The organism is Pseudooceanicola aquaeponti (genome assembly GCF_050897975.1).
GTDB lineage: Bacteria > Pseudomonadota > Alphaproteobacteria > Rhodobacterales > Rhodobacteraceae > Pseudooceanicola.
Window position 1 is genome coordinate 142,601 of sequence record NZ_JBPAXY010000007.1, and the last position, 12,887, is coordinate 155,487.

The 12,887-nt window shown below is 69.4% G+C and carries 11 protein-coding genes; 7 read left to right on the forward strand and 4 right to left on the reverse strand.

Translation table 11 applies throughout. The features are described from left to right. Positions 1-43 precede the first annotated feature (43 nt). On the forward strand, positions 44-883 hold the full coding sequence (locus tag ACRARE_RS17860) for a trypsin-like serine peptidase (protein WP_432658057.1): 840 nt from the start codon (positions 44-46) through the stop codon (positions 881-883). A gap of 144 nt (positions 884-1,027) precedes the next feature. Then, positions 1,028-1,492, forward strand: coding sequence for an Hsp20 family protein (locus ACRARE_RS17865; protein WP_432657824.1), 465 nt, complete (start codon positions 1,028-1,030; stop codon positions 1,490-1,492). Between the two features lie 123 nt (positions 1,493-1,615). On the opposite strand, the gene ACRARE_RS17870 is transcribed toward ACRARE_RS17865, so the two are convergent. Both ACRARE_RS17870 and ACRARE_RS17875 read right to left on the reverse strand, forming a co-directional pair. Beyond that, a complete protein-coding gene (locus ACRARE_RS17870) occupies positions 1,616-2,248 on the reverse strand; it encodes a VOC family protein (protein ID WP_432657825.1) in 633 nt (210 codons plus the stop codon). Positions 2,249-2,428: 180 nt separating this feature from the next. Beyond that, positions 2,429-3,610 carry a MalY/PatB family protein gene (locus ACRARE_RS17875; RefSeq protein WP_432657826.1) on the reverse strand — a complete coding sequence of 394 codons (1,182 nt, stop codon included), beginning with the start codon at positions 3,608-3,610 and terminating at the stop codon, positions 2,429-2,431. Between the two features lie 189 nt (positions 3,611-3,799). On the opposite strand from ACRARE_RS17875, the gene ACRARE_RS17880 reads away from it, so the two are divergent. The 5 genes from ACRARE_RS17880 (at position 3,800) to ACRARE_RS17900 (ending at position 8,730) form a co-directional block, all read left to right on the forward strand. Beyond that, complete coding sequence (locus tag ACRARE_RS17880) at positions 3,800-4,618, forward strand: purine-nucleoside phosphorylase (RefSeq protein WP_432657827.1); 819 nt, start codon at positions 3,800-3,802, stop codon at positions 4,616-4,618. 107 nt (positions 4,619-4,725) lie between these two features. Next, positions 4,726-5,430, forward strand: a complete 705-nt coding sequence (locus tag ACRARE_RS17885) for a paraquat-inducible protein A (RefSeq protein ID WP_432657828.1) — start codon at positions 4,726-4,728, stop codon at positions 5,428-5,430. Further along, entirely contained in the window at positions 5,427-6,083 is a 657-nt protein-coding gene (locus tag ACRARE_RS17890) for a paraquat-inducible protein A (RefSeq protein WP_432657829.1), read from the forward strand. Before ACRARE_RS17885 ends, ACRARE_RS17890 begins: the two co-directional genes overlap by 4 nt. Continuing rightward, positions 6,080-8,164 (forward strand): MlaD family protein, encoded by a 2,085-nt coding sequence (locus ACRARE_RS17895; protein WP_432657830.1) that lies wholly within the window; start codon positions 6,080-6,082, stop codon positions 8,162-8,164. Before ACRARE_RS17890 ends, ACRARE_RS17895 begins: the two co-directional genes overlap by 4 nt. A gap of 2 nt (positions 8,165-8,166) precedes the next feature. Continuing rightward, positions 8,167-8,730, forward strand: coding sequence for a PqiC family protein (locus ACRARE_RS17900; protein ID WP_432657831.1), 564 nt, complete (start codon positions 8,167-8,169; stop codon positions 8,728-8,730). Between the two features lie 244 nt (positions 8,731-8,974). Here the strand turns inward: ACRARE_RS17900 and ACRARE_RS17905 are convergent, their stop codons facing one another. Both ACRARE_RS17905 and rnr read right to left on the reverse strand, forming a co-directional pair. Beyond that, positions 8,975-10,429 carry a lytic murein transglycosylase gene (locus ACRARE_RS17905; RefSeq protein ID WP_432657832.1) on the reverse strand — a complete coding sequence of 485 codons (1,455 nt, stop codon included), beginning with the start codon at positions 10,427-10,429 and terminating at the stop codon, positions 8,975-8,977. Between the two features lie 110 nt (positions 10,430-10,539). Continuing rightward, complete coding sequence (gene rnr / locus ACRARE_RS17910; RefSeq protein WP_432657833.1) at positions 10,540-12,846, reverse strand: ribonuclease R; 2,307 nt, start codon at positions 12,844-12,846, stop codon at positions 10,540-10,542. Positions 12,847-12,887 lie beyond the last annotated feature (41 nt).

A 12,887-nucleotide genomic window follows, 5' to 3' on the forward strand; every position in this document is an offset into this window, starting at 1 on the left:
GCGCAGGATGGCGGCAGAAAGACCCGGAGATCCGATGCCCCGCATGCCCATCCGCCCCCTGTTTCGCCCCTTGGCCCTGGCGCTTCTGGCGCCGTTCCTGCTGCTGACCACCGCCCAGGCCGCCGATTCGGAGCTGCAACGGCTGGACACCGGCGATGCGGGCCGCGGCTGGGAGGCCGTGGGGCGCCTCGACATCGGCGGCAAGGGGTTCTGCACCGGCGCCCTGGTGGCGCCCGACCTGGTGCTGACAGCGGCGCATTGCCTGTACGAACGCGGCAGCGGTGCCCGCATCGACCCCGATGAGATCGAGTTCCTGGCCGGGATGCGCAATGGCCGTGCCAGCGCCTATCGCCAGGTGCGCCGCGCCGTCACCCATCCCGACTATGTCTTCGAGGCCGCCGTCTCGGCCGAACGGGTGGCCAATGACCTGGCCCTGCTGGAACTGTATCAGCCCATTCGCAACACCACCGTCATCCCCTTCCAGACCGACATGCGCCCCGCCGCCGGGGACAAGGTGGGCATCGTCTCTTACGCCCATGACCGGGCCGAGGCGCCCTCTTTGCAGGAAATCTGCGGCGTGATCGCGCGCCAGAGCGGTGTGCTGGTGACCTCGTGCAATGTCGATTACGGCAGCTCCGGCGCGCCGATCTTCTCTTTTGCCAGCGGTGTGCCGCGCATCGTCTCGGTGGTCTCGGCCAAGGCCGAGGTGGACGGCGGGCCGGTGGCCCTGGGCACCGAACTTGCCGCGCCGCTGGCGGTGCTGAAGGCGGAACTGGCCGCCGGGCAGGGCTATGGCCTGGCGCCCGCGCCGCGCGCCAACCGCATCACCGTGGGCGGCGGGCGCAGCGACATCGGGGCCAAGTTCATCCGCCCGGGCGAGTGACCGGCGCCCCGACACCCCCCTCTTGAAAACGCGATTTTGCCTTCCCAGATCAGGGATACGGGACGCCAAACGGGTCCCGTCAGACCGGCCTGTCCCCTGGGGAAGGCCACCAGACATAGTTATCGCTTCAAGAAGGATGACCCCATGCGTAACTTCGATCTTGCGCCGCTCTACCGTGCCACCGTCGGTTTCGACCAGCTGGCCGACATGATGGATCGCGTGCTGACCAATGACGGCGCCCAATCCACCTATCCCCCGTACAACATTGAGAAAACCGCCGACGATGCCTATCGCATCTCGATCGCCGTCGCAGGCTTTGCCGAAGACGAGCTGACGGTCGAGGTGAAGGACCGCGCCCTGGTGGTCTCGGCCCGCAAGGCCGAAGAGACCGAGCCGCGCACCTATCTGCATCGCGGCATCGCCACCCGCGCGTTTGAGCGCCGCTTCCAGCTGGCCGATCATGTGCAGGTGACGGGCGCCACCCATACCGACGGGATGCTGCATATCGAGCTGGTGCGCGAAGTGCCCGAAGCACTGAAACCGCGCCGGATCGAGATCGCCCGGGGCACCACGGTGAACCATCGCGCGATCGAAGCCCAGGACGCCTAAGGCCCTCGGGCCCCTCTGGGTCTGGGACCGAGACCGCCCGGGACTTACCTCGAAACGGGCCTCCCTCGGGCCTCAGTCAGGCGCGGCCTCCCCTCGGGGGTCGCGCCTTCTGCTGTCTGGGCCTCAGCCCAGCACCACCTCGCCGCCGGGGCCGTGCAGCCGCGCGGACAGGCCGATCTCGGGCGCCGTCTGCCAGTGGACCCGGTCGTCGCGCAGGATCGGCGCCAGCAGGGCCTCGGCCTGGGCGGCGCGGGGATGGTGCAGCTCCAGCGCGGTCAGGGTGAAATCTCCGCCGGGCATGGCGCGCGGCGGAATGACCGCCTCGTCGCATTCCCAGTCCAGGAAAGAGGGGAAGACCCCATCGAAGGGCCGATGCCCGTCCTCGGGCACCGAGATCTTCCAGCGCAGATCGCCGCGCTGCTGCGCGATCACCTGGCCGTTCACCCGTGGCAGATCGGCCCGCGCCGCCAGGCCGGGCAGCCGCACCAGCCAGTGGCCCAGGCGCGGGCTGGCGGGGGGATGATCCAGATCGAACCAGCGGGCGCGGCCCGGATCCGCCGCCTCGGGGTCGGGGGCGATCACCTCCAGAAAGGCCGCCGCGCCCAGGCGCATGACCCGGTTATGGGTGCCCATCAGGGGATGCTTGCCCCCCGCCTGGGGCAGGGTCCCGCCCAGCCTCTCTTCGGTCCAGGCGATCCCGTCGGAAAGATCCGCCGCCACCACCACGATATGATCCAGATAGACCCCTGCCTGCATCTGTTGTCCTCCGCCGGGCCAGGCGCGCGACGGTTCCCCCGGGCGCCCCGCCCCTCTCTTCTCGTTTGCCAAAAATATCCCGGGGGGAATTGAGCCCGCATGGGCTCAAGGGGGGCAGAGCCCCCATTCTCCCTTTCATTTGTCGCCTCCGGCGACGGAGGGGGCAGCCCCCCTCACCACCTACTGAAGATCGGCAAAGGCCTTCTGCATCCGGCTCACCGCCTCTTCCACCCGCGCGCGCGGCGTGGCCAGGTTGAACCGCTGGTAGCTTTCGCCGCCCAGGCCGAAGCTTTCGCCGTAGTTCACCGCGATCTTCGCCTCTTTCAGGATCCGGCGCTGCACCTCGGCGGCCTCCATCCCGGTGCCCGAGAAATCGACCCAGGCCAGATAGGTGCCTTCCAGCGCCATGGATTTCAGCCCCGGGATCGCCTCGATCCCGGCGTCGAAGATCCGGCGGTTGCCGTCCAGATAGGCACACAGGGCATCGACCCAGGCGGCGCCTTCGGGGGAATAGGCGGCGGTGGCCATGTGCAGGGCGAAAGAGTTGGGCGAGATGCCCAGGGCGCCCAGCACCTTGTCGAACCGCTGCCGCAGGGTGCTGTCATGGATGATGACATTGCCCACATGGCCGCCCGCCAGGTTGAAGGTCTTGGTGGTGGCGGTCATCATCACCAGCCGGTCGGCGATCTCGGGGCAGGCCACGGCCATGGGGATGTGCTTTTGCCCGGGCATCACCAGGTCGTGGTGGATCTCGTCCGAGACCACGATCAGGTCATGCCGCCTGGCAAAGGCCGCCATCCCTTCCAGCTCGGCCTGGGTCCAGACCCGGCCGCCGGGGTTGTGGGGCGAACAGAGCAGCAGCATCGTCTCATTGCCGGTCATCTGCGCGTCATAGGCGTCGAAATCCAGGGCATAGCGCCCGTCTTCCAGCACCATGGGGCATTCCACCACCTTGCGGTCCGCCGCGCGGATGACCCGGGCGAAGGCGTGGTAGATGGGCGTGAACATGACGATGCCGTCGCCCGGCCGGGTGAAGGCCTGCAAACACAGCCCCGTGCCATTGACCAGCCCGTGGGTCGAGAAGATGGCGCCCGGCGCGACCTGCCAGCCGTGGCGGTTCTGCATCCACCAGATGATCGCGTCCTTATAGGCGCTGTCGTCGCCGAAATAGCCGAAAACGCCCTGGTCGATGAAATCCTGCAAGGCCCGGGTGACACAGGCCGGGGGACGGAAATCCATGTCGGCCACCCACATGGGGATGCCCTCGTCCGGGGACAGGCCGTAGTAGGTTTCCATGTTGTCCCATTTCGCGGAATGGGTGCCGCGGCGGTCGATGATCTCGTCGAAATCGGGGGTCGTCATGCGGGGCTCCTTTGCGTCGGTGCCGACGCTAGCGTCTGGGTGCCTCGGCGCAAGGCGATTCCGGCAGGATGGTGGACGGCCCCTGTGCGGTGACGCAAAGGCGGGCGGCTGGCGCATCGGCAGGGCTTGCCCGGGGCGGGCGGGGCGGCTACCCGGGAAGGACCCGCGACCCAGACCAGAGGACAGCCCATGACAGACCCCCGCACCCAGACGCTTGTCGAGACGATCCGTGCCCGGGCGGGCGACGCCCCGGTCGAGATGGCGATGATCCTGGGCTCTGGCCTGGGGCCGCTGGCCGATGAGGTCGAGGGCGTGCACATCCCCTATACCGAGCTGCCCGGCTTTCCCCATTCCGGCGTTTCCGGCCATTCCGCCGAACTGGTCATCGGCACCCTGCACGGGATGCGCGTCGCGGTGATGAGCGGGCGCGAGCATTACTACGAAAACGGCCGCTCGGACGCCATGCGCCTGCCGCTGGAGGTGATGGCGGCCCTGGGCGCCAAGGCACTTCTGGTGACCAATGCCTGCGGCAGCTTCCGCGGCGACATCCCGCCGGGCGATCTGATGATCATCGCCGATCACATCAACTATTCCGGCCTGAACCCGCTGATCGGCGAGCCCACCGACGCGCGTTTCGTCAACATGACCGACGCCTATGACCCGGCCATCCGCGCCGCCATCGAAAAGGCCGCCGGGGCCGAGGGCATCGCCATCAAGTCCGGCGTCTATTCCTGGTACTCGGGCCCCAGCTTCGAGACCCCGGCCGAGATCCGGATGCTGAAACTGCTGGGCGCCGATACCGTCGGCATGTCCACCGTGCCCGAGATCATCCTGGGCCGCTTCCTAGGTCTGCGCTGCGCCGCCGTCTCGGTGATCACCAACATGGCCGCGGGCCTGTCGGACGAAAACATCAGCCACGAGCACACCAAGAACAGCGCCCCCATTGGCGCGGCCAAGCTGAAGGGCATCATCGCCCGGCTGCTGCCCGCCCTTGACGGCGCCCTTTGACCCTGCGGCAGGGCGCGCGGGCCTGTCGGGACGCGTGCCTTGCCATTTGACATCAGCCATGGTGAGGCTAGCTGAAAGCTGACTTTTTCGCCCCGGGGCGCGCCACCATGGCCCATGCCGATCCTGCTGTTGACCCGCTTGCCGATCTCATCGCCTGCCCGCGATGCGACGCGGTGCAGCGCGTGGTCGAACCGCAGCCGGGGCAGCGGGCGGTCTGCGGGCGCTGCGACCATGTGCTGATCGCGCCGCGCAAAAGCGCGGGCAAGCAGATCATCGCGGTGGCGGTCTCGGTGCTGATCCTGGCGCTGACCGCGACCTCTCTGCCCTTCCTGCGCATCAGCCGCGCCGGGCTGGCCCATGCCTCGTCGATCCTCGATGCGGCGCTGGCCTTTTCCTCGTCGCCTCTGTTCACCCTGCTGTCACTGCTGCTGGCGGCGCTGATCGTCTTCATCCCTGCCCTGCGGGCGCTGCTGTCGATCTATGTGCTGTGGCCGCTGGTGCGCGACCGCGCCCCCTGGCCCGGCGCCATCGGCGCCTTCCGCCTGTCCGAGGCGCTGCGCCCCTGGTCCATGGCCGAGGTCTTTGCCATCGGCTGTGCCGTGGCGCTGATCAAGGTCAGTGACCTGGCCCGGGTGGAATTCGGCCCGGCCTTCTGGATCTTCGCCTTCCTGGTGATCCTGGTGCCGGTGCAGGACGGGCTGACCTGCCGCCAGTCGGTCTGGCGCAGCCTGGACCGCAGCCTGGTCCACCCCGGCCGCAAGGAGCGCCGCGCGGCCCGCGCCGCCGCCCGCCCTGACGAGGCCCGCGCATGAGATCGGCGCGCGACATGGGCCTGGTGGCCTGCACCCGCTGCAACCGGGTCTGGCCCCAGGGCACAGAGACCTGCGGGCGCTGCGGGCATCACCTTCAGGGGCGCAACCCGCGCGGTCTGCAACATGTCTGGGCGTGGTGGGTTCTGGGGCTGATCTGCTACATCCCGGCCAATCTGGACCCGATGCTGATCACCCGCACCCTGGTCAGCCGCCAGGACAATACGATCATCGGCGGCGCGCTGGAACTGGGGCGCCATGGCAGCTGGGGGATCGCCCTGGTGATCCTGGCTGCCTCGGTGGCCATTCCGGTGGCCAAGTTCTCGGTCATCGCGGCCCTGGCCCTGGGGGTGCGCCACGGCAGCCGCATGTCCGCCGGACGGCGCCAGCACCTGCACGAGATCGTGGAATATATCGGCCGCTGGTCGATGATCGACGTCTTCGTCGTCGCCATCCTCAGTTCGCTGGTGCAACTGGGCTCTGTGGTGGCGATCCGCCCCGGCCAGGCCAGCCTGTACTTTGCGCTGTCGGTGATCTTCACCATGTTCTCGGCCATGGCCTTTGACAGCCGCCTGATCTGGGACGCCGAGGCGGAGGGCCCGGCGCCCGCCGCCCCCGCCCCGCCGCAAGACCCCATGAAGGAGCCCGCCGGATGAGCGAGACCCCCGACGTTCACATCACCTCGACCCGCCGGTCGCTGATCCAGCGGCTGTCGGTGATCTGGCTGCTGCCGGTGCTGGCGCTGGTCATCGCCCTGGGCGTCGCCTGGCAAAGCTATGCCGAACGCGGCCCGCTGATCGAGGTCAGCTTCGGCAATGCCGAGGGCGTGGCCGCGGGCGAGACCGAGCTGCGCTATCGCGACGTGGCCGTGGGGGTGGTCGAGAAGGTGGGCTTCAACGCCGGGCTGAGCCAGGTGCAGGTCTTCATCCGGCTGGACAAGGACGTGGCCGACTATGTCGATGCCGAGGCGGAGTTCTGGATCGTCCGGCCCCAGGTCACCGCGCGCGGCGTGACCGGCCTCGGCACCGTGCTGTCGGGCGTCTATATCGAGGGGCTCTGGGACAGCGACCCCGAGGGCGGCCAGGAGCGGTTCGAGGGGCTGGACCGGGCGCCGCTGAACCGCGAGGGGCGCGAGGGCCTGCGGATCCGGCTGCGCGCGGCCAATGACGGCGGGCTGACCAGCGATGTCCCGATCGAGTTTCGCGGCATCGAGGTGGGCCACCTGGGCCAGGCCGAGGTCAGCGAGGACGGATCCACCGTCGAGGCCGACGCGATCATCTTTGCCCCCCATAACCGGCTGATCAGCTCTGCCACCCGGTTCTGGGACATCTCGGGATTCAACTTCTCGCTGGGGCCGAACGGGGCCAGCCTTGATTTCTCCTCGGTGGCCTCGCTGCTGGCGGGGGGCGTGACCTTCAACACCGTGGTCTCGGGCGGCGAGACGGTGACGGCGGGCACGGTCTTTACCGTCTATCCCAACGAGGGCGCGGCCAGGGCCAGCGCCTTTGGCGAACGCGACGGGGCGCCGATGACCTTCAACGCGATCTTCGATGAGAACGTGGCCGGGCTGTCGGTGGACGCGCCGGTGACCTATGGCGGGCTGCGCATCGGCCGGGTGGACGCGGTCAGCGGTATCGTCGACCCTGAACGCTTTGGCGACAACCGGGTGCGGCTGGCGGTGACGCTTCAGATCCGCCCGCAGCGTCTGGGGCTGGAGGCCGCGGGCGTGGCGATCGAGCCGCTGCAATTCTTCCAGGACCGGGTGCGCGAGGATGGGCTGCGGGCGCGCCTGGCCACGGCCTCGGTGCTGACCGGCGGGCTGAAGGTGGAACTGGCCGAGATCGAGGGCGCCGCCCCGGCCGAGGTCTTGGTGGCTGAGGACGGCACCATCACCTTCCCCACCACCGAGGGCGCGATTTCCGATGTCTCTGCCACTGCCGAAGGGGTGATGGAGCGGATCAACAACCTGAAGATCGAAGAGCTGATCGACAGCGCCATTCACACCCTGGACAATATCGGCACCCTGGCGGGCAACGAGGAGCTGAACGCCGTGCCGGGCGATGTGCGCGACCTGCTGGGCGATGCCCGCAGCCTGGTGGGGTCGGACGCGGTGCAGGCCCTGCCCGAGCAGATCGGCGGCATCGCCGACCAGGTCGAGGAACTGGTGGCGGCGCTGAACGCCCAGGCGGCGGCCGAGAAACTGGCCGCGGCGCTGGAGGGCGTGTCGGCGGCTGCCGACAGCGTCAGCGGCGCGGTGGCCGGGGTGCCCGACGTGGTGGCCCGGATCGACGCCATCGCCGCCAGTGCCGAAGAGGTGCCGCTGGATCAGCTGGCCGCGACGCTGGACCGGCTGATGACCAGCGCCGATGCGGTGCTGTCGACCGAAGGTGCCCAGGCCCTGCCCGCGCATCTGAACGAGGCCCTGGACGAGTTGCGCGCCACCCTGGCCGAGCTGCGCGAAGGCGGCGTGGTGGACAATCTGAACGCCACCCTCTCCTCGGCCAGCGATGCGGCGGGCTCTATCGAGGTGGCCGCCGACGGGCTGCCGCAGTTGATCGAGCAGGCGCGCGGGGTTCTGTCGCGCGCCGCCACCGTGCTGTCGGGCTATGACGCCGAGGCCGGTGTGGGCCGCGACCTGCGCGGCACCCTGCGCGAGCTGGACCGCGCCGCCCAGGCGATCAGCGCCCTGGCCCGCGAACTGGAACGCAACCCCAATTCCATCCTCTTCGGGAGATGATCATGCGCCATCTGTTTCTTGCCTCTGCCGCCGCCCTGACCCTGGCGGGCTGTTCCGCCAACGAGCGGTTCTACACGGTGCCCGATGTCTCTGCCGAGGCGCTGGCGCCGGCCTCGATCCGCTATGGTTCGGTCGAGGTGGTCGAGGTGTCGCTGCCCGACTACGCCGAACGCCAGCAGATCGCCCGCCGCGAGGGCGACGGCGCGGTGGCGGCGGCGAAGGATGTCCTTTGGGCCGATCTGCCCGCCCGCGGGATGAGCCTGGAGCTGGCCCGCCATCTGGGGCGGATCAGCGGCGCCCAGGTGGCCTCGGAGCCCTGGCCCTTCAACGACCGCGCCCAGGCGCGGCTGGAGGTTCGGGTGGAACAGATGCTGGCCGAGGCCGACGGCAGTTTCCGCCTGTCGGGGCAGTATTTCGTCGCCCCCGATCTGGGCGGGCGCGGGCGCTCGGGCCTTTTCGACATCACCGTGCCGGTGGCGGGCCCCGGCCCGTCGCAGATTGCGGCGGCCCGGGCCCAGGCGGTGGCCGAACTGGCCGGACAGATCGCCCGCGAGGGGCTGCGCTAGGGCGGTTTCGCGAGACGGAGAGAGGGTGGGGGCTCTGCCCCCCTTGAGCCCTCGCGGGCTCCTTCGCGGCTGAAATCGTCCCCCGGACGATTTCTGAGACGCCGCTCAGCCCCCGGGATATTTTTGGCAATGAGAAGAGGGGGCGGGGTGCCTGGGGTAGGCTGCCCTGGCGCCGGGATCCGGGCGGGCAGGGGCCCCTTGGGGAAAGTGGGGCGCGCCGGGGTGTGGGTGCGCCTCGTTGATGTCAGCCGCGCAGGCGGGTCAGTAGGGCGACCGAGGGGTGGCCGTCGGGCGTGGCGCCGATCGAGCGCTGATAGGCGCGGATCGCGGCGATCGAGCGCGAGCCCAGGATGCCGTCCACACCGCCGGTGTCATAGCCGCGCCGGGTGAGCAGCCGTTGCAGCTCGGTCCGTTCGGCGCGTTTCAGCAGCCGTTCGCCCTGGGGCCAGGGGCGGGTGATGTCGCCCGCGCCCGCGATGCGGTCGCCCAGGATGCCGACCGCCAGGGCGTAGGTGTCGGCGTTGTTGTAGCGTTTGATCACGTCGAAGTTGTGGAAGACCAGGAAGGCGGGCCCGCGCGCGCCGGCCAGCAGCAGCAGCCGGGCATTGCCGTAGTCGCGCAGCTGGCCGCGGGCGGGTTGCACGCCAAGTCGGGCCCAGGCCGAGGGCAGCCGTTCCGGGCCGTTGGCCTGCGCGTAGTTGAAATTGGCGGGCAGGGTCACCTCGACCCCCCAGGGCTGGCCGCGCCGCCAGCCGTGTTTCGCCAGGTAGTTGGCCGAGGAGGCCAGGGAATCCGACGGATCCTCGGCCCAGATGTCGCGCCGCCCGTCGCCGGTATAGTCCACCGCATAGCTGAGGTAGGAGGTCGGCATGAACTGCGTATGGCCCGAGGCGCCCGCCCAGGAGCCCAGCATGTTCTCGGGCTGGCTGTCGCCATGCTGCACGACCTTCAGCAAGGCGATCAGCTGCGCCTCGTAGAAGGACCCGCGGCGCCCGTCATAGGCCAGCGTGGCCATCGAGGAGATCAGCGGCGTCTTGCCCCGGTAAGAGCCATAGGCCGTTTCCAGCCCCCAGATGGCGGCGATGTACTGGCCCGGTACGCCATAGGCGCTTTCGATGCCGGAAAAGAGCCGCGACTGGCGCGAGAACTCGCGTCGGCCGTTGCGCACCCGGCTGTCGGAAACGGCGCCGTCCATGTAGTCGCGGATCGACTTGGTGAACTCGGACTGGTTGCGGTCCTTGGCGATCACGTCGGGCATGAACTGTGCGTTGCGGAAGGCCCGGTCGAAGGTGGCACCGGTGATGCCCTGGGCCATGGCGCGGCCCCGGAAGCCGCGCAGCCAGGCGGTAAAGCCCGGGTCGGCGGCGGCGGGCGTGGCCTGGGGCGTGGCAGCGGGGCGCGGGCTGCTCAGGGCCTGGGGCCGCAGGCGCGGGCGCAGCGAGGTGGCCGAGGCCAGCACCACATCGGCGCGGGGCGCGGCGGGGCCGCTGGCGCGCGCCGGGGCGGCGGCAGGGGTGGGGGTCGCCTGGGCGATGGTCTGCGCCAGCGAGGCGGCGGTGACCGATCCGGCGATGACCACCGGCCGCGCCTGGGGGCGCAGCGAGGTCTGGGGGGCCTCGGCCACCGCAGCGCCGCTCATGGGCGGGGCAAGGGTGGCCGCGATTGCGGCAAGGGCAAGGGCCTTGGCGGGAACGCGCATGGCTGAAAATCCGACTGCTCTGACTTTATTGTTGCCCCGAGTGTAGCCTGAAACGGCCCGTCCCGAAAGCCGGGGCGGGCGCGATTGTGTCAGGCCGGCAGGGGGCCGCCTTAGCCGTTGCGCTTGCGGGTCAGCTTGCGCTTGGTCTTGTCGGTCTTGGCCTTGGCGCGGATCAGCTTGCGTTTCGGGCTGCCCTTCGACTTGGGCTTGCCCTTGCCAAAGCTCTTGCGGGGCCCGCCGCGCCCGGGGCGCCCGCCACGGGGGCCGGGGGTGACGGCGTCGCCGTCCAGCTCGATCAGCTCCAGCTCCAGCCCGCCGGTGACCGGCGCGGCCTCGGCCAGGCGCACGGTGACGCGCATACCCGGTTCGATCAGCATCCCCGTCTGCGAGCCCATCAGGGTCATCGCCTCGCGGTCGAAGTGGAAGAACTCCTGCCCGAGCGAGCGGATCGGGATCAGCCCGTCGGCGCCGGTTTCATCCAGCCGCACGAAGGCGCCGAAGCGCGCCACGCCCGAGATGCGCCCGGTGAATTCCTGCCCGATGCGTTCCGACAGATAGGCGGCCAGGTAGCGGTCGGTGGTGTCGCGTTCGGCCATCATCGAGCGGCGCTCGGTTTCCGAGATATGGCTGGCGGTCTGTTCCAGGTTCTCGATGTCCTGGGCGGTCAGCCCGTCCTTGCCCCAGTGGTGGGCGTTGATCAGCGCGCGGTGCACGATCAAGTCGGAATAGCGCCGGATGGGCGAGGTGAAATGGGCGTAGTTCTGCAAGGCCAGGCCGAAGTGGCCAAAGTTCACCGGCGCGTAGTAGGCCTGCATCATCGACCGCAGGGTGGCCATGTTGATCAGTTCCGCCTGATCGGTGCCCGCCGCCTGATCCAGCAGCCGGTTGATATGGGCGGTCTTCAGCACCTGCCCCTTGGCCAGGCCGAAACCGGCGGCATCCGCCGTCTCGCGCAGGGCGTTCAGCTTTTCGGGGCTGGGTTCCTCGTGCACCCGGAAGAGCAGCGGCGAGTTCTTAGCGATCAGGGTCTCGGCGGCGGCCACATTGGCCAGCACCATGAATTCCTCGATCAGCTTGTGCGCATCCAGCCGCTCGCGGAAGTTGACCGACAGCACCTCGCCCTCGTCCGACAGCACGATCTTGCGCTCCGGCAGATCCAGGTTCAGCGGCTGGCGCGCCTCGCGGGCGGCCTTCAGCGCGGCATAGGCCTCGTACAGCGGCTTGATCACCGGCTCCAGCAGCGGCGCGGTCTTGTCGTTGGGATTGCCGTCGATGGCCGCCTGCACCTCTTCATAGGCCAGCGAGGCGGCAGAGCGCATCAGGACGCGGTGGAAGCTATGGCGCAGCTTCTTGCCATGGCGGTCCAGCACCATGCGCACGGCGATCGAGGCGCGCGGCACGCCCTCGTGCAGCGAACACAGGTCACCCGACAGCCGGTCGGGCAGCATCGGCACCACCCGGTCGGGGAAATAGCTGGAGTTGCCGCGCTTCTTCGCCTCGCGGTCCAGGGCCGAGCCGGAGGTGACGTAATGGGCCACATCGGCAATGGCGACCCACAGGATATGGCCGCCGGGGTTTTTCGGGTCGTCGTCGGCTTCGGCATAGCAGGCGTCGTCGTGGTCGCGGGCGTCAGAGGGGTCGATGGTGACCAGCGGCATGTCGCGCAGGTCTTCGCGGCCCGACAGGCCCGCGGGTTTGCGGGCGTCGGCCTCGGCGATCACCTCGTCGGGGAAGGCATCGGGGATGCCATGCTGGTGGATGGCGATCAGCGAGACGGCGCGCGGTTCGGTCGGATCGCCCAGGCGGGCGACGATCCGCGCCTTGGGCAGGCCCATCCGGGCGCGCGGCCCGGCCTGTTCGCCCTCGACCAGCTCGCCGTCCTTGGCACCATGGGTGGCGCCCGCGGGCACCATCCATTCCTTGTCGTTGCCCTTGTCGATGGGCACGATCCGCCCGCCTTCGGAGCCTGCGCGGAAGACGCCCAGGATGCGGGTCGGATTGCTGCCGATCTTGCGGATCAGCCGCGCCTCATAGGCGTTTTCGCCGTCGATCATCGACAGCTTGCCCAGGATCCGGTCGCCCGCGCCCAGGGCCGGGTCCGAGGCGCGCAGGATCAGGTGCACCACCGGCTCCACCCCCTCGCCATGCCATTCCAGCGGCCGCGCCGTCAGGTCGCCGTCGGCATCGGGGGCATTGACCATCAGCACCGAGACCGGCGGCAGCCGGTCCGGGTCGCGATAGGTCTTGTGGCGCTTGGCCAGCACGCCTTCGTCCTCAAGCTCCTTCAGGATGCGCTTGAGGTCGATCCGGGCGGCGCCCTTGATGCCGAAGGCCTTGGCGATGTCGCGTTTGGCCGTAAGGGTGGGGTTGGCAGAGATCCAGTCGAGGATCTGTTGCTTTGTCGGAAGCTGGGACATGGGCCAGCCCTAGCACGGGCGCGCGGGCGGGTCATCGGGAA